This is a genomic window from Candidatus Sysuiplasma jiujiangense, assembly GCA_019721075.1.
Lineage (GTDB): Archaea > Thermoplasmatota > Thermoplasmata > Sysuiplasmatales > Sysuiplasmataceae > Sysuiplasma > Sysuiplasma jiujiangense.
Window position 1 is genome coordinate 44,466 of record JAHEAD010000012.1, and the last position, 22,937, is coordinate 67,402.

At 47.7% G+C, this 22,937-nt stretch carries 15 protein-coding genes; 10 read left to right on the forward strand and 5 right to left on the reverse strand.

The features are described from left to right. Nucleotides 1-518: 518 nt before the first annotated feature. The gene (locus KIS29_07870) at nucleotides 519-680 is read right to left on the reverse strand and encodes a DUF2080 family transposase-associated protein (GenBank protein MBX8640234.1); all 162 of its coding nucleotides are present in this window, start codon (nucleotides 678-680) and stop codon (nucleotides 519-521) included. A 107-nt stretch (nucleotides 681-787) separates the two neighbouring features. Between KIS29_07870 and KIS29_07875 the strand changes: the two genes are divergently transcribed. The 4 genes from KIS29_07875 (at nucleotide 788) to KIS29_07890 (ending at nucleotide 4,450) form a co-directional block, all read left to right on the forward strand. Beyond that, nucleotides 788-1,771 carry an ISNCY family transposase gene (locus KIS29_07875; protein MBX8640235.1) on the forward strand — a complete coding sequence of 328 codons (984 nt, stop codon included), beginning with the start codon at nucleotides 788-790 and terminating at the stop codon, nucleotides 1,769-1,771. Between the two features lie 177 nt (nucleotides 1,772-1,948). Further along, nucleotides 1,949-2,254 carry a cupin domain-containing protein gene (locus KIS29_07880; protein ID MBX8640236.1) on the forward strand — a complete coding sequence of 102 codons (306 nt, stop codon included), beginning with the start codon at nucleotides 1,949-1,951 and terminating at the stop codon, nucleotides 2,252-2,254. After that, nucleotides 2,235-3,443 carry a sedoheptulose 7-phosphate cyclase gene (locus KIS29_07885; protein ID MBX8640237.1) on the forward strand — a complete coding sequence of 403 codons (1,209 nt, stop codon included), beginning with the start codon at nucleotides 2,235-2,237 and terminating at the stop codon, nucleotides 3,441-3,443. The genes KIS29_07880 and KIS29_07885 overlap by 20 nt, the downstream gene beginning before the upstream one ends. Further along, on the forward strand, nucleotides 3,440-4,450 hold the full coding sequence (locus KIS29_07890; GenBank protein ID MBX8640238.1) for an ROK family protein: 1,011 nt from the start codon (nucleotides 3,440-3,442) through the stop codon (nucleotides 4,448-4,450). Before KIS29_07885 ends, KIS29_07890 begins: the two co-directional genes overlap by 4 nt. Before the next feature lie 68 nt (nucleotides 4,451-4,518). Here the strand turns inward: KIS29_07890 and KIS29_07895 are convergent, their stop codons facing one another. Beyond that, nucleotides 4,519-5,478, reverse strand: coding sequence for a Gfo/Idh/MocA family oxidoreductase (locus KIS29_07895; protein MBX8640239.1), 960 nt, complete (start codon nucleotides 5,476-5,478; stop codon nucleotides 4,519-4,521). A gap of 570 nt (nucleotides 5,479-6,048) precedes the next feature. On the opposite strand from KIS29_07895, the gene KIS29_07900 reads away from it, so the two are divergent. From KIS29_07900 to coxB, 4 genes are all read left to right on the forward strand, one after another. Further along, nucleotides 6,049-8,613 (forward strand): GAF domain-containing sensor histidine kinase, encoded by a 2,565-nt coding sequence (locus tag KIS29_07900; protein ID MBX8640240.1) that lies wholly within the window; start codon nucleotides 6,049-6,051, stop codon nucleotides 8,611-8,613. A 291-nt stretch (nucleotides 8,614-8,904) separates the two neighbouring features. Continuing rightward, nucleotides 8,905-9,873, forward strand: coding sequence for a hypothetical protein (locus tag KIS29_07905; protein MBX8640241.1), 969 nt, complete (start codon nucleotides 8,905-8,907; stop codon nucleotides 9,871-9,873). A 555-nt stretch (nucleotides 9,874-10,428) separates the two neighbouring features. Then, nucleotides 10,429-12,834: a cbb3-type cytochrome c oxidase subunit I gene (locus KIS29_07910; protein MBX8640242.1), complete on the forward strand. Its 2,406-nt coding sequence runs from the start codon at nucleotides 10,429-10,431 to the stop codon at nucleotides 12,832-12,834. Nucleotides 12,835-12,930: 96 nt separating this feature from the next. After that, on the forward strand, nucleotides 12,931-13,614 hold the full coding sequence (gene coxB / locus KIS29_07915; GenBank protein ID MBX8640243.1) for a cytochrome c oxidase subunit II: 684 nt from the start codon (nucleotides 12,931-12,933) through the stop codon (nucleotides 13,612-13,614). 709 nt (nucleotides 13,615-14,323) lie between these two features. Here coxB and KIS29_07920 read toward each other — a convergent pair. Next, on the reverse strand, nucleotides 14,324-17,434 hold the full coding sequence (locus KIS29_07920; GenBank protein ID MBX8640244.1) for a PAS domain S-box protein: 3,111 nt from the start codon (nucleotides 17,432-17,434) through the stop codon (nucleotides 14,324-14,326). Nucleotides 17,435-17,754: 320 nt separating this feature from the next. On the opposite strand from KIS29_07920, the gene KIS29_07925 reads away from it, so the two are divergent. Together KIS29_07925 and KIS29_07930 are read left to right on the forward strand one after the other, a co-directional pair. Continuing rightward, nucleotides 17,755-18,732 carry a polyprenyl synthetase family protein gene (locus KIS29_07925; GenBank protein MBX8640245.1) on the forward strand — a complete coding sequence of 326 codons (978 nt, stop codon included), beginning with the start codon at nucleotides 17,755-17,757 and terminating at the stop codon, nucleotides 18,730-18,732. A gap of 79 nt (nucleotides 18,733-18,811) precedes the next feature. Next, on the forward strand, nucleotides 18,812-19,924 hold the full coding sequence (locus KIS29_07930; protein MBX8640246.1) for a geranylgeranyl reductase family protein: 1,113 nt from the start codon (nucleotides 18,812-18,814) through the stop codon (nucleotides 19,922-19,924). A gap of 71 nt (nucleotides 19,925-19,995) precedes the next feature. On the opposite strand, the gene KIS29_07935 is transcribed toward KIS29_07930, so the two are convergent. Beyond that, nucleotides 19,996-21,495 carry an MFS transporter gene (locus tag KIS29_07935; protein MBX8640247.1) on the reverse strand — a complete coding sequence of 500 codons (1,500 nt, stop codon included), beginning with the start codon at nucleotides 21,493-21,495 and terminating at the stop codon, nucleotides 19,996-19,998. Nucleotides 21,496-21,625: 130 nt separating this feature from the next. Next, on the reverse strand, nucleotides 21,626-22,672 hold the full coding sequence (locus KIS29_07940; protein MBX8640248.1) for a zinc-binding dehydrogenase: 1,047 nt from the start codon (nucleotides 22,670-22,672) through the stop codon (nucleotides 21,626-21,628). Nucleotides 22,673-22,937: the final 265 nt, after the last annotated feature.

Consider the following 22,937-nt stretch of genomic DNA (forward strand, 5'->3'; position numbering starts at 1 on the left):
CAAGTATTGCGGTCGGATACGAAAATAGAATAATTATCGCTGTGCCGGAGGCATTCAAGAGTAAAATGGAGTTGGGCCGCCGCCGTTGAGCACCGGAATGAAGAATTTGCAATCGCATATCATGCAACAGAAATGGCGCCACATGCATTGGACGGACTAGTGTGGTGATTCAAAACATACTTCTGCATTTTCCGTTACTGCTACAAACTCATTTAATGAGGGTTTGGAATAAGGAATTCACTTCTTTGTGGTGGCAACCGATAATTTGGAATCCTGAACACAAGTTTTGAAACACGCCAATAGTGCTTTACCAGTCACTTCATGCCTTCCATTCCAGCGTCTTCTGTTTCGCTCCACTCGCGTTCATGATGAGCGATGGAAAGAATACTTTCGTCGCATTAGATTTACTTGACATTGGAAGGGCAATGAAATAATGTTCAAACGATCGGAGATTGCCCTCAACATATTGTTGAAAACGGAAACAACTAATGCAGCGTGGGATATAAGTCGTCTACTGGCTACTTCTTGAGAACGATGACATAGGCTCTCTTTCCTGTGTATTTCTTGGGCGCATCCAGCTCCGCGGAATTGCCGAAATTTGTTACGCGCCTCTCATCGAACACTTCAACCTCATCCTTCGGTAGTATTGTGCCTTCATCGACCTTTATTTCGCGGGACATAGTGTGTTCCCCAGAGGATGACTGATGGGCATTTAACAATATTACAGTGTTGCATGCATATGAGCATTGATGGCTGTCCATACATAGATTTGCGACCATTACCCTCTGTGCTGACGAACGAGCAGTTCGAACGTTTTCACAATGAGTTCGATTTCCTTGTGAAGAAGTACAGGGAACAGTACTCCAGGCACACCGGAAGAGACCGGAGTGCATATGAGCGGTCATATGAACAGAGAATCAGGCATGCAGCAGCTGAAGTGTACTCTGTCGTGAAGAGTGCGTCATCAATCATATTCTCTACGGACGACCGCATGGGCAGGCCGCCGAAGGTGACGCCTGAACAGAAGGTTGCCATACTGCTGCTGAAGGAGATATTCTCACTGAGCAACAGGAAGATGTCCGGACTGCTGTCGCTGTTCGGTCCGCTGACAGACATAGACATATGCTACAAAACAGTGGAAAGGGCATACTCCAGCCTGCCGGTCAGGCTCATAATACACAACATGTTCATTCTCCTTGCCTCCGGTACAGGAGGCAACCTGACCGGCGACGGCACCGGCTGCTCCCTGTCGATAACGCGTCACTACCGTTCCATGCGAGTGAACGGCAACTGCATAAAGACAAATCCAGACCACAGGCTCTTCGTATATGCGTTCGCAATACTCGACCTGGGCACAAAACTCTATGTTGCCTACGGCGTGAGCATTAAGCCTGAGAAGGATGCATACCGCGAAGCGCTCAGGATGCTCGGCATCACAGTGAGGGATGCCGGGAGCATCCGCCTCGACCAGTATTACTGCACACAGTACACACTGGACGACTTCTCTGAAGGAACAAAAGTGTTCGTAATACCCAGAAGCAGCACAACAATCAGGGAACCGCCTGCATGGAAGGAACTCATCGGCAGACTCATCGACTCGCCGATGGAGTTCCTTTCCGAATACTACAGGAGGGAGAACTCGGAGTCTCAGTTCTCCGCGGACAAAAGGACAACGGGATGGCGAATACAGCAGAGAAGAGAGGAAAGGATCAGGACGGCTGCCATGTGCAAGGGCACATGGCATAATCTGTTCAACATGACTTCCGGATAGGGGACTCATGTCCCACTCACAACATAATGAAAAGATTGAAACAGTGTCACCCATTACTTCTCGCAGCTACGCTGAAGCGCATTAATTTCCAGCAAATAAAATAAAGGTGACAATGTGACGCTGAAAGTCAGAAATGTGTTTGAAATTGAACATGAAACCGAAATAAGCCATGGAGGGATTGGTCTTCTTGAAAAAGTCAGAGCGTTCACATCGGACGATTTCGAATCTCAAATTGCATTCATCGATTATGTGGTGGTCCCGCCTGGAACCACAGTGGGATACCACAGGCACGGCAACGACGAAGAAGTCTATTTCATCATCGAGGGGAGTGGTATCATGAGAGATGAGAATTCGGAAATAGCGGTTAAGAAGGGGGACATCATACTGAACACCAGATATGGTTCTCATGGTTTATCCAATAACACCAACGATAATATAGTCATTCTAATCCTTGAAGTAGCATGTGACCGGACTGAAAGTTGATTCTAATTCTGCGGCTACGGAAGTCATAACACTTTCAGAAAGCGGAAACAGGATTTCAGTGAAAAACGGATTCGACTACTCCTACGATGTGCTGTTCACGGAGGAAGATATTTTTTCCACAGACAGTCTACTCCTGCACGATGTAATCGACAGACACAGATGCCTTGTTGTGGTGAGTGAGACGGTCAACAAGCTTTATGGCAGTAAAATAGCGGACTATTTCCGCCACTGGTCAGGAAATGAAACTTTCAGGATACTGCCGCTTCCTATCAGCGAGAACATAAAGAATATAGAAACTGTCATGAGGATATGCAAGGAGGGGAAAAGATTTGGCCTTGACAGGAAATCACTTTTCATCGCAATAGGAGGAGGTGTTCTGATGGACACAGTGGGCCTCGCATCCTCGATATACATGCGGAAATTGAATTTTGTGAGAATACCTACGACACTGGTAGGACAGGTGGATGCAGGCATAGGACTGAAGACAGGCGTAGATTTTGAAGGCAGGAAAAATTTTATAGGTTCATTTCACCCTCCAATTTGCGTTCTTAATGACTTCAGATTTCTGCGCACACTCAATGCGGAAGAAATAAGAAACGGACTGGCAGAGATAGTAAAGATGGCGATTATTTCCGATTCCGAATTGTTTTCAGCGCTAGAGACCAACAGCAAAAGAATCGTTAACTGCTATATGAGCGGATCCGATACCGCATTCACACAGTGGATAAACCTCACTGCGGCAAGAAGAATGCTGGAGCAGCTTCAGGCAAATCCTTATGAGAAAGAGCTTGAACGATTGGTGGACCTCGGGCATACCTTCAGCCCATTTATTGAAATGTACACACGGCACAGTATCAAGCATGGTCGGGCAGTTGCAATTGATATAGCCATTTCAACCGAAATAGCCTGCCTCATCGGCAGAATAGACACGCAGTTACATGACAGGATTCTGTCGATGCTTGCTGCTCTTGGGTTCAATCTTCATGATGTCAAAGCATTCGAGGCCGAGCGCATGTGGCAGTCACTCGATTCGATTATTCTTCGGAGGGGAGGGAAACTGAATCTTGTTATACCAACCGGTATCGGAACAGCCGGGTTCTTGCGTGAAGCGGAAGAACTGGAAAAAGATATACTCAAACAGGCGATGGCAAATCTCTGCAAGTTTCAGTCCGGAGGACACTTGAAATGACATTTTCAACACTTGCGGTAGATGTTGGCGGCACATATATGAGGAGTGCAATGGTGGATGGTGATGAACTGATACTGCCAACGAAGAGGAATGCTCCCGGATTCAGACTTCACCACGTTCCGCTTGCAGACCTTCAGAATATGTTTATCAGAGAGATGTTAAAGCTCGTGGACTCTTACACAGAAAAAGGTTTCAGAGTTTCAAGACTGGCGGTGGGCTTTCCGGGACCTATGAAGGATGGAACCGTTTACGGCGCACCAACCCTCTGGGGCGAGATGGATGTCCCGTATCCGCTTCTTTCCATGTTGAAGAAAGAACTGGGAAATAAGGGTATAACCGACATTGTAACTGTGAATGATGTTACAGCAATGGGCTGGAGCTACCTCACAGACAAAAACAGGACATTCTGCATAATTACTGTAAGTTCTGGTATTGGAAACAAGATATTTCATGACGGCCAGGTACTGACGGGGGAGACGGCGATTGGCGGAGAAATCGGACACTGGTACTGCGGCGATACTTACAGAGAGTTTGTATGTGACTGCGGGAAAAGAGGACATCTTGGGGCAGTTTCCTCCGGAAGGGGTGTGGAAAAAATAGCCGAAAAACTAAAACCGGAATTCGTCGATGTATCGGAAATTGCCTCGCTGGGACGTATCACAACTGCCGACATAGTGGATGGGATAAAAAAGGGAGATACGCTTGCTTTGAAAACGTTGAAATTCAGTGTGTCTCCGCTAGCGAGCGCTATCGGCCTCATCAATCTGGCCGCCGGAGTCAACAATTTCATCCTGGTGGGCGGATTTGCGCTGAGTGGCGGGAAGGCATATGTAGCAACACTCAGGAAAAGTCTCGAACGCCACCGGTTTCATGGACACTTCACGGATGGTGGCGATGGAATCAATGTGAGACTGGGCGTCGACAATGACTTTCGGGCGCTTGAAGGTCTGGGCAGAATGATGAAAGAACGGGATGCTGCCGGTGCATCTGTCATAACTGCAGCTTGAACAGGAAACTTCTGACCGTTCTTCCATCGTCAAAAAACAGGATTTCGACATTGTTTGCGCAATCATTTTCAGTTTATCCTGTGAATCACAGGAGAGGATTTATACGCACTTTCAACAAACACGATATCCCTCAGAGCTATCTCGGGGGGCATTGGAACACTCTCATCCCGGGACACGGCATCAATGAAACCAGATATGCCTATCCTGAAGGGATTATACGGATCAAACACCTCCTCCTTTCCGTTTACCATAAGATTGCCGAATTTCCTTGGCTGTTTTCGATATTCAGGCATCTCGGTAATCCACCCTTCGGTGCCGAGAATTTCCAGCCTCGGCATTGACGGAATTTCATCGAACGCCCATGAATGGATTATGGAACCGAATGCCCCGCTGGCGAACTTCACAGTCGCAGACAGCGTGTCTTCACCTGCCATTTCAGAGTGGCGCAGATTGAAGCGCATTGCACTTACTTCCACACAATCACCTCCGACATTGAGGAAGGCGTCGGCGAGATGTATGCCATCATCCACAAATGAGCCGCCACCCATCAGTTCCTGACTGCATCCCCATGGAGTGGGATCGACCCGCTTGATTTTTGTAAACCTGATTCCGCGTACCTTTCCTATCCTACCTTCATTTATCAGATCACATGCCTTCTTCACCGGTGGTTCGAAAAAGTAATTCTCAAGGACCATGAATTTCCTGTTGACCGCTTTGGCCTTCCTGATCATTTCGGCTCCTTCCGAAGAGTTCAATGCTATCGGTTTCTCCACAAGGACATGCTTTCCCATCTCCAACGCCCTCATTGCTGTGTCCTTGTGAAGATAATGTGGAAGCACTATGTCCACAACATCGGAATCTTCCATTGCCTTTGACATGCTGCTGTACGGAACAGCGTTGTATTTTTTGCTGTCCTCCGACAGAACATTTTCATTTCTATCGTAGACGAGCAAATCCACGTTCATCGATGACAGAATTTCGAGATGCACTTTCCCGAAATTATTTCCGCCTATTACAGCAACCTTCAATCTGCCTCATCCTCACAATATGATTGGTAGTATGCCCGGTGATTAACACTTTTCCATACTGCAATACGACAGCTTCAATCGTTTCGCACGGACATCCGGCACTTTCCACGTGACACTGAATATTATCCGATCATTACTCATCAAAGAAAAAAGGACAGGAGTTTCATGCCGCAGACATAAAACAGGCAGAAAGTAGCCTGACGGAAAACAAGAATATATCGGTTCTGATGCAGATGCAGGTTCCAACATAGTGCATGTGACAGATTATCATTGCTGTTTTTCCTTTCAGACCGGTTTCACTTCACATACCGTTCATGTGCGTGTGATCGACCGATGAATGTTGGCAGAATAGCTACAAAACGCGCCAAGCAGCAAAAACTTCGGAAAACAGGTCCAATTACTGCAGTCGCCATACAGTCCATTCATAGTGATCCTGACTCGGAAACACAGATAAAAGTCCAGAACAATATATATATATATCACCAAATCGAAATTTCTCTTACGTTTCAAAAAACCCATGTGGGCCCGTCACAAAGAATGATGCGCCCTGTGTTAGCTCTCCGGCGGTGGATGAGAGAAGAGAGAGCAATGCCACTCTGGGGGTGGATTTTGCCGGGCACCCTGGTGTCACTGCTTGTGCTCAGCGATACACTGTATTTCATGCATTTTCATTCGGCGATACTGCCGGCTGCAGACTTTGCCTCGGCACTTTACGATATTGGTCTGCTCATTCTTGCTCTCTCATTTCTCGCAGTCCGATATTTCAGGATCGGATTGCGCGCTGATCTGATAATAATGCTTGCACTATGGGCCAGCATGCTTGACACCGCCTATATCGCAGCTTTATCCAATTTGGCGATTGTGAATGCAAGCAACGGGGAATTGGCTTATGCTGTAAGCGAGCTGAGAGTAATCGGTTTTTTGATCCCGGGATTGATTTTTGTAGCTGTCCGCGGCCGATTGAAAGTGGGACGATACTCGCTGTTCCTGACAACGATTCTCTTTGCGATCACGAGTTCTGCGACTGCACTTATGGTTCTGTATTTCGCGGGGGAGTTGCCGTTCCTAAACCCACATTCTGCTTCGGCCTATTCATATCCGCTTGCAGCAATTGGCATGCTTGCATCAATGTTCGTGGCTGCCGGGATAGCGGGAACTTTCTTATCGAAGGCAGGCAGAAGGATATTTGAAAATAGCTTTAAGGGTCTGGTTCTTTTCCTTGCATTTGGTCTGACAGGCAGTTTGCTCAACTCATTTCATCCTGCCTACTATTCTTATGTGTGGTATCTCGCGAAAATATTTGCCGTGCAGGCATACTTTTTCATCGTGTGGGGACTGCTGCTTGATTTTGCCATTTCACGGAAAAGGGGTGATGCTCTCAGTCTTGCCACAAGTGACCTTGCAAACCAGCTAATGCAGTCAACCGCATCAAAAGAGGCTAGGTTGCTCAATCACCATGTTGTCAACGTGATTCATTCTGCGTTTGGAGCGGGAGAATCATTCTCATACTTCTCGAAGAACGGAAACTGGTGGCAGCTGGAGTCGAATATGCGGGGCAGCCTTCGGAATGTGCCAGAATTGCCGACAGAATTCTCTGCGAAACTTGATCGCATGAAAATAATGGATCGCGAGTTATTTTTCACCCAGTTTGGAGCAGACAGCAGTCACATTCAGCTCACAGATATAATGAAAACAACGTTTCTGGCAGGCGTCTGCACATCAGCAAATGGCACATACCATCTTGTCGGTATAAGGGAGAAGAACAGAATAGCATGGTTTGAAGAAGAAAAAACGTTCATTGAAGGTGCCGTTGCTATTTTCGGCGCCGCGATCACCGAGAGAGAAGCGGTCATGAAGGAAAGCGAAAGTATCTCGCGTCTGCTTGCATTGATGACGACAGGCCGTTTACTGGAAAGAGTGGGGGACGGACAGCTGAACGCAGCCTGCAGCGACACTGTAGATGCGGTCATCGGGCTCCTCCATTATGAGCATGCGTCCATATGGCTTCCCGATGAAAATAACAAGCTGAGGCTTGCGGCCTCAAACCGGAATAAACAGATTGAGGAAACCGGCGGTGTGACGGAACTTAATTTTCAGGAGGGAATAATAGGCCGCGCAGCCTCCTGTTTGGCGCCAGTCCTTGCCAATGACATAACGCGTGAACCAGTCTATATCAATCTCTACGGGGAAGAGATCGGGAGTGAATTTGCTGTCCCTGCCGTACTGGATGGCAGGGTTGCTGTTGTGATTGATGTACACTCATCTTATGCCAATTACTTTCAGGAGATTGATATCAAAGTCATGAATTCGATTGCAGGTATGCTTTGTTCAATTATAAGAAACAACCTGGTCTATTCGAGTATTAGTGATGGAAGGAAGCTGGCTGAAACGAGAATGCATCTCATTTCCCACGACATAGGGAATATCCTTCAGGCGATAAGTGCGAACGTGAAGCTCATAAAATTAAAAGGAAGAAAAAGATCGGAGACTTTCAAACAATGTATTGAAAATCTTGACGCAATCAGTAGTGGCGCTCTTGTGGCATGGGACTTTCTGAGTGATATTTCCAATATCCTGCGTCTCGAGACCGGCAGCGCCGATATCCAGAAAGAAGTTGAAGTTGTACCTCTGATTGAGAAGGTGAAGGAAGGAATACGGTGCATCTTCCCCGAAAAAAGGGTGATATGTCATATTGTTGAGAATGGTGCCGGCTGTTCGTACAGTGTAAACGCGTCGGTACTCATCGCCGGAGTTTTCTTCAATCTTTTTTCCAACTCAATCAAATATTCAAATGGCGATTCCGTAGAAGTGTGGATAGAGCTTTCAAGGAATGAGACCGGAGGAAGATCGTGGATATCCATCGATTTCTCAGATAACGGCGTAGGAATAGATCCCGGAAAAATGCCTGAAGTATTTAAAAGAATTAACAAGAGTGTGAGTGTTGCCGGTCATAGCCTTTCACTCATCAAGCAGGTCATTGAAAGTTCCGGAGGAAGCATAGAAGTCAGGGAAAGAGTGAAAGGCGATTACAAGAAGGGCACTACCTTTTCAATCCGGCTGATCCCTTCGGATTCCGCAAATGATATATTGAACGTGAATACAGGCGCAAGGTCGGACAACTCGAATCTGCTCTGACTGAGACACAAAAAGGCTCCGTGCGATGTTGCATGGTACACCATGTCCTGTGGTGGTGTGTTCTTTGCCTGTCTTCGGACCGCGGCTTATCGACGTCTGCGATGCGTGAAGGAGCAGACTGGTTTTACGTGATGATGCCCTCTTTTCGTGACCGCGAAATGCGTCCGCGAGACAACATATCATATCAAACATCATCTCCTCCATGAAATGATGCCGGCGTCTGTCCGGTATCCGCTGCTGCCTGACATATCATTGGACAGTTAGAAATAGGGTTTTTACAATTCATGTTCCATGAAACCTGATACTAACGACGAAGAGCCTCCACAGATAAGACAGCCAAACGCGTATCCCTTTGACTGGGATTTTGTGGATCGCAGGCTGGCAAGAATATATACCCGTGCGAAGAAGGAACACTGGGATCCGGAAGAGATAGACTGGGATTCTGTCAATCCCGCCGACTATGACGAGTTGCAGAAGACGGCGATGGCCTACTGGTGGGCTGAACTTGCAAATTTTGAAAACAATGCGGCTGCCTCCTTCGCTAAGGCACTTGTCCATGTAACCGTAAATCATTACGATAATGCGACACAGAAAGTCACGGCAACAATTGTGATGGATGAATGCAGGCACGACGAAACATGCATGAGGGGGTGCAACAGGCTCTGTCCGAAGTTTCTGAAGGGATGGAAGCCGCGAAACGCGCTTGAAGCAAAAGCACTCAGGAATATAAGATGGATATACTACAATGGAGGCAGGTACTGGGAAGGATACACCAGATCATATGACAAGTACAGGTTTCCTCTCATTTTCACTTCATTCATGATGGGGGAAGCGTGCGCATCGAAGCTCTTCAATGAGATGGCAGGGAAGACCGACCACCCGGCATTTCGGGAAGCATTCAAGCACCTTGCCATGGATGAATCAAGGCATCTTGCATATACCTGGTTTGTTCTGGAAGATGCGATACCCACTCTGACCGAAGAAGAGATAATGCTTATCCCCAAGAGATTGAGGCACGGATTTGTGTATCTCTCAATGATACTTTTCGAGCCACCTGCTGAGTTCTGGGAACTACCCGCGGATTTTATGGATGTGCATAGAAAAATGGAGGATATTGCGGCGCAGGCGGGCCTGGGCGTTCTTTCGCTTGAGGAGAAGAGGGCGGCATGGAGATCCACTATACTCGAAGTCAAGAGGAAAATAGGGAAGTACGGCCTTCCTTTCCCCGAACTTCCGGAGATCGACGTGACAGGAACGTGAAAGTTACCGGTCTGAGCAGAACGTCATGGGGATCACCTATCCCGTATCCCGCTCCCTTCTGCGGATGTCAATCAGGCGCTGCGATCGGTATTATGAACCGGGTGGCTTCAAAATTTATGGCTGATAAATGGACCGGACTCAGATGGGTTGCCATAATGTCGAGATGGAACGAGCGTTTTCCCCTCCCTGTAAAGGGAGACGACCTGAATCCGCACGTGATGCCAGCCCGGAGGGAAAAGAATGAAAATTTGGAAACAGCAGGCAGATCATTCGCTTATGACACGGATCATATAATTCCGGTCAGACATTTTCTTAAAAAACATATATTTAATGTTGATGCCTAACATATCAGGAATGATTATCAAATAGCGATCCCTGATTGGAAAACAAAAATCGCGCGAAAAGCAGAGTATATGGGCAATCGGATGCTTTGAGGTCTGGGTTGGATGGCTGCGACACCGTGAGTAAAAATTTGCGGGACCCAGAGCGGGAACGGGTATTTGCCTCAGGAGAACCGACTAGAAGTCACGGCTTATCAGTGTCCGGTGACTACGCGTGATTGACAGGGGGAAGTCCGGAGCCTTGCCATCGTGCAATACACTGAAAGAATGGTTGTTCACGACAAACCACAAGAAAGTGGGAATTTTCTATCTGGTAACCTCATTTATCTTCCTTTTCATTGCCGGTGCATTTGCGGAAATGATGCGAACCCAGCTTTACAGCCCCAATAACACTTTCCTGAATGCTGCAGAATACAATCAGCTTGTGACGATGCACGGTCTGCTCATGATACTCTTCTTCATCTCTCCCATGGGGTTTGCATTTGCAAACTACTTTGTCCCGATACAGATAGGCGCGAAGGACATGGCTTTTCCGAGACTTAACGCGCTCAGCTATTGGATGTATCTCTTCGGGGGGATCCTTCTTCTCAGCGGTTTCCTTCTTCCCGGCGGCGCATTGAGCGGTGGATGGACACTTTATGCGCCGCTCAATGAAGTTCACTATCTGCCCCAGGCGGGCGAAGATGCAGGAATTGCCGGCATTACAATGCTCGGCATTTCACTGATCGTCTCTACCGTAAATTTTGCGGTAACCATCGCGCTGAAAAGAGCGAAAGGAATGAGCCTCCTTGATATGCCGATGTTCACATGGTCCATACTGTTTACTGTCGCGATGCTCTGGATAGTTTTCCCCGAGTTCGCTGGCGCACTTGTGCTGCTGCTTGCGGACCGCATTATCGGATCTGTTGTCTTTCTGTCTCCGGTTGGTGGCGCGCTGCTGTGGGAACAGATGTTCTGGTTCATGGGACATCCCGAGGTTTATGTTCTCCTCCTTCCTGCTCTGGGGGCCATGTTTGATGTTGCAAGTGTATTTTCCGGCAAGGCGATCTATGCAAAGAAGCTGATGATAGGATCGTTTGCGACAATTTTTATCATGAGTATGCTGGTGTTCATGCACCACATGTTTATGACTGGAGTCAATCTCGTGTGGCTCGAGATACAGGAGATAACCACTGAACTCATATCCATACCATCAGGTGTTCTGATAATAGGCATAATCGCGACGATGCTTCGCGGCAGGATAAAACTCAGGACGCCGGTGCTCTTCACGATAGGTGCGGTCATTGTGTTCATCATCGGAGGAGCGACAGGCGTTATGCAATCCTCGATCGAACTGGATACGGCATTCAACGGGGATTACTGGGTAATAGCCCATTTCCATTATATTCTTGCCGGAACGGTGCTCTGGGGACTGTACGCCGCACTCTACTTCTGGTTTCCGAAACTTACAGGAAAAATGTACAGTGAAAGGCTTGGTGTCATTCACTTCGTCTTTTCATTCATTGGTCTGAATCTGACCTTCGCTCCGATGTTCTGGCTGCTCAACATGCCGAGAAGGTATTACACTTATCCGTCCGGCCTGGGTTTTACCCTTCCCAATGAGATTGCTACTGCCGGCGCACTGTTCTATGGCTTTTCGCAGCTGCTGCCCGTCGTGAATATGCTGTATTCCACACATTTTGGCGATACTGCGGAGGCAAATCCCTGGGGTGCATACAGTCTGGAATGGCTCATTCCAACACCTGTGCCCGAATTTAATTTCACAGGCACGCCTTACATCGTAGACGGCAAATTTATCATGGACAGCAAGGATGCATCGAAAGATGAGCATGGCACGTCCGGTCATTTGAGTCCATGGCCCCTGGCGATAAGCCTCGGTATGTTTCTCTCATTTCTAGGGCTTGTTCTGTTTCTCTATGGTGACGGGAATGCGGTGCTCGCAGCAGGTCTTATGATTTTTACCATTTCCGCGTTTGGATGGATGATTGATGATTACTATAATGTCTTCCCTGAGGTGGAAAAGGACGGAGTTTCCACCAAGGAAACATGGCCATTCAGGCATATGGACAGCACAAGGCTCGGCATGTGGATATTTGTGTCCGGCGATATTCTGCTGTTTACCACATTCATCAGCGCCTCGCTCTTTATTTTTCTCCAGAGCCAGTATTTCGGCGATCCGGCGACAAGCCTGAGGGGTAGTGCCGTGTACGATATCATCTCAATCATGGTTCTCATAGCAAGCATAGGAAGCATGTACGCGGCTGCGGAGGGTGCAAAGAGGGGAAACAGGGAGATGACAGGCCTGGGCCTTCTTCTCACCTTTTTCTTTGGCCTGTGTTACATTGCATCCACGTTGATTGACTGGAGTTATCTCAATGCAGCTGGCTCAGGGCTGGGTGCGATTTCAGGCAGTGCGCTTCTTTCTATTTTTTATGATTCGTCAATTGTACATATTGTGCATATAATCGGGGGACTCGCACTGGTTATCTACTTTTTTGTGAAGAATGCCGGGAACAGGATTGCAGAGAGATCGGTGCCCAGCATGTACGCTCTTCTCTATTTCTGGAGTTTCATTGCGGTTGCAGGTGTGATAATGATAGGTACGTTCGCCATGATCTGAGGAGAAAAGGAAAAATGGATTCAGGAGCAAACAGCATGACAAAAGGGATCGCGGAAGAAATCAAATGCGAGACAGGCCGGCATGCGGTGGGTGGATATGCTTATTGAAATCACAATAACTTCCATTACGTCCGCGAAGTGGCTTTCACTGTTCGACATTTACCTCATCACCGGCGTTCCAATTTCTGCGTTCGTGATCGGATGGATAATTTATGTTGTAATCAGAAACAGGGAAAAGACAATTACAGGAAACGTGGAAGATGTGGAATCCATCGTGCCGGGTTTCATTCCGACAGCGGAACGCGGAAAGAAAAAACCATTTTTATTTTTCATTGTTTTCATGGCAGTGTTATTCCTCGGGCTGACTTCAATTGCGTTGCCTGTTGCCTCTTTTACGAGAACTGCTCCCGCTGATCAGGGAAATGCGCTGGTCGTTGATGTCTACGCATCACAATGGACCTGGACTTTTCACTATCCTGACGGATACAATGTGACCGGATCGGCACTTATTCGCAACTATTCGATAGAATTCCCCGTAAACACAACCCTCATATTCAGGGTGACCAGTACGGATGTGTTGCATGAATTCGCCGTACCGTCTCTCAAGATAAAGGTGGACGCTTTTCCCGGCATATGGAATGTCGTATGGACAAATGTCAGTGTACCTGGAACGTATACGGCATTCTGCATGGAGCTATGCGGACTCGGGCATGCAGGGATGTGGGTGAAAATCAGTTTTGTGGGGCAGTCTGCATTCCGGTCATGGTACGCGTCACACTGACCGTCGACATGCCGTCGCCTAACCTGATGGCGACAGGATATTTTTCATCTCTGAAGACACGGCGCGGAATCAGGATTTTACCTGCCAACATTGTTGCCACACAGCTCTTCAAATCCGCAGGCTGTCACTATTAGGATATACATGACGTGATCGCGGTCTTAACATATTTGCGACTGCCTGAAATTTCGCCGAAAAGACATCCGTCTCCACCGTCCAAGTTTGCACTGCTGACGCTGTTGTAATGCCGTATGCCGGCTGTATATCATAATATCAAGCGGGAAGACCCCCAACCTGTTGGTGGATGAAAACGAGCAAAACTTTCAAACTGTGTAATGACAATGCCCGACCAGGTAGGCAAGAGCCTTCCCGGATTAACGCACGTGGAGAGAGTTGTCTACATAACCCGCAAGGTGGATCGAACGGCCTCCGGGATGCGTGAACTGGCGGAGGGAAGCGGGAACACAATCCGGCAATGATGTCGAAGGTGAACAGCATGCCACGCCTCCTCTCCCGAAATTGTAGTTTTTTATAGCATAACTCAAAAGTTCTGTGGATACCATTCTGCTGAATCGATGGAAAGACTTTCCACAAGACTTTTGTGACTTGCCATAAGTATCGATACAAAGACATGGTTATTGTCTTACTTCCATCTAGGAAAATTCTGAACTTGTTCTGAGGAGAATGTCACATGAGGACCATGCCATTCGGATTAATTTTCCAGACCCGATCGCTTTTCTGTTTCCAGATCAATAAACCTGTAACTGCCCGAAGGAACCTTAAATTCAAATACAGCCCCTTTTCCCTGGGTGCCTTTTTCGCTTATTGAGATATTTGTAATTTTCAGTACGTCACTAACCAATTTCAACCCATGAGGTTGTCTGTCCATACCACCGGAAAAAATGGACTCTTTCATCGAGTCAGGTATTCCCCTACCATCATCGGAATACACGATAAGCAGATAATTATCCTTCACTGAAACATTGAGGGCAATGCTCCTTACTGGTCCGCCGTGTTTAGTTGTGTTGACAATCAGATTGGAAAATGCCCGTTCGAGGAGCGGATCGGCCAAGATTTCCACATCCGGGCCCGTCGTGCTTACACCTATTCTTCCAAGATCCATCGATTCTATGCAGCCCATGAATGTTTTCTTCGGGTCCGTCCAGCGGGGGCTTCCCGAAAACTGCAGCTCCTTCAACGTTTGGAGCTGTGTCCTCATTCTTTCGGTGATGCCGATTATTCTGTCAGTTCGCTCCGAAAGACCTTTGTCAACTGTGGAGTCCACAACCATGCGCGTATAGGCTTCTATCGCCTGTATGTGGTTCATCATGTCATGCCTGCTTATCGTCTCCATGAGATTCAGTTTGTCGTTTATCTTCTTCAGGTTTTCACGGTACAGAGCTGAATCGGTTATGTCCTTCTGTATCAGAACCCAGACCACAGCGCCATCCGTACTATTCTTCATTGGGAAGAAATTCGTATCCAGAATGATCTCCTTTCCGTCCGTCCCGTAGCTCACAACCTCGCCCGAGTAGGGTGTCCCGCTGATGTATGAGGCATACATCCTGTTCAGAGAAGCGGAATCAACGGCATCACCCTGAAGATCCCAGAGTGTCTTTCCAATCACCTCGTTTCTGGAATAGCCGATCGTACGGACATATGCGCTGTTAACATACTTCACAACGGGCTCATTGATGTCGTTCAGTTCCGAGATCACAACCATTTCTTTGAGGTTTTCCATTACCTCGTGGTTGAGCCTGTTTTCGGCATCGGCCAGTCTTTCCTTTGTGATGTCTCTTGCGATGCTGGACATGCTGATCACTCTTCCTTTCGAGTCCACGACAGGAGAAGCAGTTATTCTCATGTAAATGCGAGTGCCGTCCTTCCTCAGTCTCGCAGCCTCATACGTAAAACTGCTGCCGGAAGAGACAGCCTTCAGTTTCTCTTTCACATCCTGACGTAATTCGGGCGGAACAATACAATCCACCGATTTGCCGACAATTTCTTCCCGCTTCCAGCCATATGTTGCTTCGAACGCGTTATTGACGGAAACTATTGTTCCGTCGATCTTGCTGGCAATTATTACAAGCGGTGTGTTCATTATAAAAGATTCAAGGTTGTGTAACAGTGTTTTAAGTTCCTCCTCAACTCTTATTCTCCCTATGAAAAGACCGATCTGCTTTCCTATATCCTCCATCGTATTGAGTGTGTTTCTGTCCGCGTCCAGCTGTGAACTGCTGAAGAACAGCATCGCTCCCTCCACTTTACCCTTGTTTGAGAGCGGAACTCCAAATGCAGATCTGGCGTCGGCAGGTTTTGCTTCATTCACGACCACACCAGGCTGATCAGCCGTCAAATCGCTGATCCAGAGAGGTTTCCCAGTTCTGTATACTGTAATCAGCAATCCGGCTGCTGATTCGGGATCCGCCTTGACAGAAGTTTCCCCATGGTCCGAACCGGAGCCTTTGTCTGCGGGCACGCGCGTTTCCAGGTGTATTCTGCCGTCCTCAGGACTGAGCAGCCATATTTCTCCAGACTGGAAGTTCAACTGACTGCAGACGTTTTCGGCAATACTTTTGAAAGCTCCCTCCATGGATTTTTCCGTCGCAAGTGCAAGAGACACCGCATACCGTGTTCTTCTTCTCCTTTCGGTCAGTTTTTCCTCAGTGGCATCTTTGAAAACCATCACTATACCGCTGATTTTCCCGGATTGGTCCTTTATCGGCGCAGCGGAGTCCTCTATCATGTATTCCCTGCCATTTTTCGATATCAGAACAGTATGGTTTGCGAGACCGACAATCTCTCCTTTCAACATCACGATTTCCACAGGTATGCTGACTTTTTTTCTTGTTTCCTCATTTATTATATTGAATATCTCATTCACAGGTCTTCCAATCGCTTCTTCTTCAGTGTAGCCTGTGAGTTTTGAAGCTATGCCGTTGATTACGGTGATCCTCCCATGCGTGTCCGTCGCAATTACACCGTCGCCTATGCTTGCAATCGTAACCTTCAATTCCTCTCTCTGCCTTGCATTTATCTCCAGTGCTCTTGTAAGTTCGGTAACATCCCGTCCGATGCCGGCGATACCTACGATTTCGCCCTTTGAATTCTTCACCGGGGTGATTGTCATGCTCATTTCAAATAATTCGCCGTTTTTGCGCATTCTGCGTCCGATATAGCTGACCGTCTTCCGTGTGGTTAAAAGCTCCTGAAACTTCCCCTTCGCTTCATCAATGCAGTCGGGAGGCACCATCAGTAACCCCTTCCCAATGGCCTCTTCCGCGGACCAGCCGTAGATTTTCTCAAATGCGTTGTTGACAGAAACAATCTTTCCGTCGAGATCGAAAAAAGCAAACGCATCGGAAGTATTCCTGATTATCGATTCCATTCTTTCATTCGCAAGTGCGAGCTGTTCCTCCCGCCGCTTCCTCTCAACTGCGAGTATTATATAATGGTGAAGTTCAGCAAAAAGCGCGATCGGATTTCCACCCTTCTGCATGTAGTAATCAGCACCGCTGTTAAGTGCTTCAATAACAATTTCTTCTCTTCCTTTACCCGTGAAAAGAATGAAGGGAATGCTGCTGGATTTTCTCAGTTCTTTGAGAAATTGAATACCATCCACTTCAGGCATCTGATAGTCTGAAACAATTGCGTCAAACTCTTCCCTTCCCATTGCTTCAATAGCCTCATCAGGAGACGAAACTACTGTTACCTTGATGTCGAACTGCAGTTCCATGAACTGTTTGAACGAATCACGCATTGCGAACTCGTCGTCAACGTAGAGGATATTAGGGGGTTTTCCAGCACTTTCTTCAATTCGCATTTATCAGCGAACTCCTTTCCTCGACTCCACCTTACCGACGAGAAGCGCGATGGGTTCTGCTCGGAATCGCATTATGTGACTTCTCTTTATCGACTTATAATCCCTCTGTCATACTTATCACATCAGATAATTTCAGTCTTGCCCCTACCATAATCAATTTATCGACGCGTGCCACACCGAAATTCATCAGGTGACTGATTACTTTTGTTTATCCGTGTCGGGTAGAGCGTAGACAAGGGTTGTATCTTCCCGGCTTCCATCTAATCCACTCCAGAGAGTAACAGATAAGATTAATGTAGTTGATGAAAAGTGTCATTATTATGAACGATTACGTTGCCGTTGACTTCGGCGTCGCGAAGGAGCTAAAACTCGTGGAGGATACCCTCAAGAAGAGCGTTAGATCTGAAAGCCCTGCGCTGACCGAAATTGCAATGCATGTGATAGCCGCCGGCGGCAAACGGATCAGGCCCGCGATATGCATACTCGCGTACAAGGCGGTAGGCGGCGGAGACAGTAAACTGCACTCGGCAGTCGACGCTGCTGTGGCTGTGGAGCTCATTCACAGTGCAACTCTCATACATGACGACATAACTGATGAAGGAGAACAGAGGAGGGGAAAAGTCACAGCATACAGGAAGTATGGCGTTCACAATGCGCTGGTTGCAGGTGATTTCATGTTCGTACAAGGATTCAAGTATGGTCAATTTCTCAGCCCCGAATCCATTAGAATAGCGGCTGAAGCATATGAAAAACTTGCAGAAGGGGAAATGCTACAGGAGCAGTGGAGAAACAATCCATCGGTACCGATGAATGAGTACGTAAACATCATAAGCGGAAAGACTGCCTCTGTATTTTCAGCAAGTGCACAGCTAGGAGCTTTCCATGGTGGTGGAACTGATGACGAAATTGAGGCACTGGGATACTTTGGTACCAACGTGGGAATTGCTTTTCAGATAATTGACGACATCCTGGACATAACATCAGATGCCGACACCCTTGGAAAGAGCGTCGGAAACGACATAAAAGAAGGGAATATGACATTGCCGCTGATACTGGCGATGAATAATGGCGTCGACAAAAAACTGCTTGCGGATGTCATAGCCAAGAAGAACAAACCCAGGGAACTCATTGAGAGTGCAATAGAGATGATAAGGGGAAGCGGATGTGTGCCGGAATCTCTCGGGATTGCAGAAAAGTATGCTAAATTGGCTAATGAAAGTCTGAAAAGACTAAAACCGTCTGCCCACAAGGATGCGTTAATAAAGCTCTCCGGTTCCATCATCAGCAGAGTGAGGTAGATCCCTTGGTTCTTCGATACAGGGTAATTTCTTTTCTAAATCATCCGTCCGACTTGAGCAATGCATAGGTGATGCTCAAATGCGGAAATACGATGTTGTCGTTGTGGGAGCGGGTCCTGGAGGGAGTTCTGCAGCAGAGTATGCGGCAAGGAGCGGACTCAGTGTTTTATTCATCGACAGCAGAAGGGAGATAGGATGGCCTGTTCAGTGCGGGGAGTTTATGCCAAAAACAGAGGAGATTCACAGGCTCTTTTCCGAAGTGGACGAACCTTCTGAACTCTTCGATGTACCTGCACGGGTCGTATCTAAGCCCACTTCAATAATACGGATGGTCTCTCCGGGCGGCAGAGACTATGACATAAATTTTTCAGGCTATTCTACAGAAAGAAGAGATTTTGACAAATACCTTGCCGAAAAAGCTGTGAAGGCAGGCGCCGAATTGATGACAGACACAAAATTTCAGAAGTTTGACGGCCGAAACAGGGTGGTCACTTCCAGGGGGACCTTTGAAGCAAAGGTCATCGTTGGAGCTGACGGTCCGTTTTCCACCGTGAGGAAGGAGATAGGGATTGAGTCACCGAAGCTGCTTTACCCTGCAATGTCAACAACGATGAACGGTGAGTTCGGGGACACTGTATACATGTACTTCGGCAATGCTGCTCCAGCCGGATATGCTTGGATTATTCCGAAAAATGGTGGAGCCAACGTTGGACTCGGAGCCGATCCTAACCTGACAAAAAGAAAGGTTGGTTTCTATGCAAGGGACTTTATCGAGGAGATAGGCAGAAAATTCAATACGAAACCGAGACAGATCATCGCCGGCGGATGGGTGCCCATGGCAGGACCGCTGAAGAGGACAGTGGACGGAAACGTGCTGCTTGTCGGAGATGCCGCAGGACACGTAATGGCTACGAACGGTGGCGGAATATGCGTCGCTATGATATGTGGAAGGATCGCAGGCAGGGTAATAGGAGACAGCATCAACAAAGGGACCGCACTTGTGGAATATGAGAAAAAATGGAGAGCTGCGGTCGGAAGGGATCTGGAGACAGCAAGGAGAATGATGGGCTATGCACACTTCTCATTCAGCAATGACTGGATGCTCTCACTCCTGTTCAGAATTGCAGGCAGGAAGGGACTCGGCAAAGTTATCAAATGCAAGTCGATCTTTTCGCTCAAGGACTGGACCTGAAAGCCGAATAATTCGGAAAAGAAATAAAAGAGTTAAGATGTTTAATGTTCGTCTGCCGGGTTGCGCGGCATTTACTCTGTCGTGCCTGTCGGGGCCCATTCACCTGATGCCTGTTCCAGCGTCGCCTGGTTTGTCTCCTTTATGAAGAGAGTGGTAACAGCGACTCCCATTATGGCGACAGCCGAAAGGAGCAGCATCATTCCGGAGTCGTGCAGGACAATTGTGAGTGTTCCAAAGGTCAGAACACTCAGCGCAGCGCCGAGTTTACCTGCACCCGCCGCTATTCCATGGCCCGTTCCCCTGAATCTGGTCGGAAAGGACTCTGCCGGTATAACAAATGTTGTTGTGTTTGGCCCGATGTTGCCGAAGAGGAACGTCAGACCGTATATTCCGACAAACGGAAGGCCCAGCGATATCAGCGAAGGGTCGAGTCCGAGCACCGCGAAGGCAATAGCCATTACAGAAAACCCTACAAACTGCAGTGTTTTTCTTCCCACTCTGTCAATTGTGGCGACTGCGATCCAGTAGCCTGGAATAGTAAACAGAATGTCAACTACTGCAGTGTATTCTTCAGCAATGAGCAGATGCTGGACGTGAGACAGACCGGGCGAATAAAGCAGGCTCAGTGAATTCAGAAGCGTTGGAGTGTATATTGATGTGCCATAGAATGATATGTCGAAAAGGAACCAGCTGAGAGCTGTCCCCACAACAAGAGGAAGATATGATGAAAGGAGACTGAAATACGTTCCTTCGCGCCCCCTGATGTCCTTTCCTTTGACGCTCTTTCCTGTAAGATTGGAAATCACTTTTTCTGCCTCTTCCTTGTTTCCCTTCACCAGGTATGTGTATCTGGGCGTCTCAGGCATTCTCCTCCTGAAGTAATAGACTGAAATGGCAGGTATCGCTCCGGCCAGAAGAAGCAGCCTCCATACAAGATCAAGCGAGGTCGGAAATGAAGCAAGTAGACCAATACCGAGAACTATACCGGAGATGAGACCGAATCCCTGCATTGCAAAAACAGTTGCAATAAGCTTTCCACGGCTCTTTACGTTTGAATATTCACTCATTATGGTTGCGGACATTGGGTAGTCGCCGCCGATGCCTAAACCCAGAATGAGGCGGAATGCGACAAGTGAGATGAAACTCCATGCAATGCTCGATGCTATGGCACCAAGGACGAGTATGATCATTTCTATGCCATACACGGTCTTTCTGCCGAACAGATCACCGAGTCTGCCGAATATAAACGGCCCAACAGCAGCTCCGAATATAGCCGCTGCGCTTATCAGTTCAATTCCTGAAACAACTGCAGTCTTCCCAAGCAGCGGGAATGTGAAAAGGGAATGAGGTATTGGAAAGGGCGTGAAGAAACCGAACATCGCAACAATCACACCTATCACAAACAGATCGTATGCGTCTGTAAAAAATCCCATACCCGCAATGAGTATCGTCTTCAGATGATACTTTTTTACGCTGGATTCATCAAGCGGTCTGAAGGGACTCGGAGATCCTGCGTCCCGGGGGTCTGCGGTTCCTTCTCCTTCCGACTCAGTTTTTGCCTTTTTATTCATGTTCTCCCGGAGGGAAATGAGAACTGGCGGATAGATAGCTCGTTCGCTCTTAGACTAAGAAGCACGTTATAGACTATATAGAAACACATTGAAGACGGAAAGCATGATGAAGCGACAAACAAATGAAATTTCATCTGGAAACGACAACCTTCACTTTGCCGAATTTTCCTCTTTTCGAATGCCTGTCCAGGGCCTGAGGCATACAGTCGAATGCGAATTCAGAATCGACAACCGTCTTGATTTTACCTTCCGAAGAGGCTTGAAGCGCAGCTCGCAGGTCCCTGATCGAACCTGTAGTGGAGCCGACGAGCTCAATTTGTCTCGAATAGAGTCGCAGGAGGCTTATCTCTGAACCCGGACCCGTCATGGTCCCGCATGTCGCATATCTGCCGCCCGGGGCAAGGATTGAAAAACTCTGCTGGAATGTAGACTGACCCAGAAAATCTATTACAATATCCGGTCCGATTTTACCTGCAAAATCTCTGACACAATCGGCAAAGTTGTCCTCTGATGTAATGCAAACAGCATCGGCTCCGAGTTTTTGTAGCTCATAAACTCTTGCAGAATCGTTGACAACAGCCATTACGTTGCAGCCCCCCAGCTTCAATATCTGGATTGCGAACAGACCTATTCCACCTGTCGAGCCCATTACAACTGCGTTTTCGCCACTGTTCGGCCTGGCTCTTTCAACCATATGCCACGCTGTCATTCCGCTCAAAGGAACAGCAAAAGCGCTATCGAACGAAAGGTCGTCGGGAAGAGTGACAACGTTTCTTGCAGGTATCAGCGTTTCTTCCGCCCATCCGCCATTCATGGAAAGAGGGAGCATGTTTGTTGAAAGATCTACCGGCGCATGATCAGGATTCCAGCCGCTTAAACAGACACTTTCCTGGTCAGCCAGGCAATAACGACAGTTGCCACAGAACATCTTCGGAAAAACCGCAACCCTGTCCCCTGGAAAGATGCCCTTGACACCACTGCCGATTTCTTCTACAGTACCGACGTATTCCGATCCCGGAATACGTGGAAGAGGAACCCATTTGAAACGGCCGCCGATAACAAGCCTGTCGATATGATTGACTGCAGTTATTGCCACCCGCACCTTTACGGTACCCTCACCCGGATGTTCAGCGGCACTGTCTGCCAGCTTCAACCCGACCGGAGAACCAAATTCCACTATCCGCCAGTTTTTCAGAAAAACACCTGCATTAACAAGAAGTTCGTCTGTAAGTAAAGTTTATGATTAAGATATTAACCAAATCAGAAGGTATGGCAGTTGAAGACGCGGAATATGATTTGCAGTCTCAAAGCTCTAGTCATTGATTTACTTGGGGAGAATTGTCGTCAGTGCGGTAGATCATTTGACAGGACTGCTCAAAACGGGATTACAATGCATGCCCCACTTTCAATGTTAAGTTCCGCCTCACCTTCATGTGAGAATT

Excerpts from the sequence above, each read along its gene's own strand:
- KIS29_07870 (MBX8640234.1), bottom strand. The coding sequence starts at position 680 with ATGTCCCGCGAAATAAAGGTCGATGAAGGCACAATACTACCGAAGGAT.
- KIS29_07890 (MBX8640238.1), top strand. The coding sequence starts at position 3,440 with ATGACATTTTCAACACTTGCGGTAGATGTTGGCGGCACATATATGAGG.
- KIS29_07900 (MBX8640240.1), top strand. The coding sequence starts at position 6,049 with ATGAGAGAAGAGAGAGCAATGCCACTCTGGGGGTGGATTTTGCCGGGC.
- KIS29_07905 (MBX8640241.1), top strand. The coding sequence starts at position 8,905 with ATGAAACCTGATACTAACGACGAAGAGCCTCCACAGATAAGACAGCCA.
- coxB (MBX8640243.1), top strand. The coding sequence starts at position 12,931 with ATGCTTATTGAAATCACAATAACTTCCATTACGTCCGCGAAGTGGCTT.
- KIS29_07920 (MBX8640244.1), bottom strand. The coding sequence starts at position 17,434 with ATGCGAATTGAAGAAAGTGCTGGAAAACCCCCTAATATCCTCTACGTT.
- KIS29_07925 (MBX8640245.1), top strand. The coding sequence starts at position 17,755 with ATGAACGATTACGTTGCCGTTGACTTCGGCGTCGCGAAGGAGCTAAAA.
- KIS29_07930 (MBX8640246.1), top strand. The coding sequence starts at position 18,812 with ATGCGGAAATACGATGTTGTCGTTGTGGGAGCGGGTCCTGGAGGGAGT.
- KIS29_07935 (MBX8640247.1), bottom strand. The coding sequence starts at position 21,495 with ATGAATAAAAAGGCAAAAACTGAGTCGGAAGGAGAAGGAACCGCAGAC.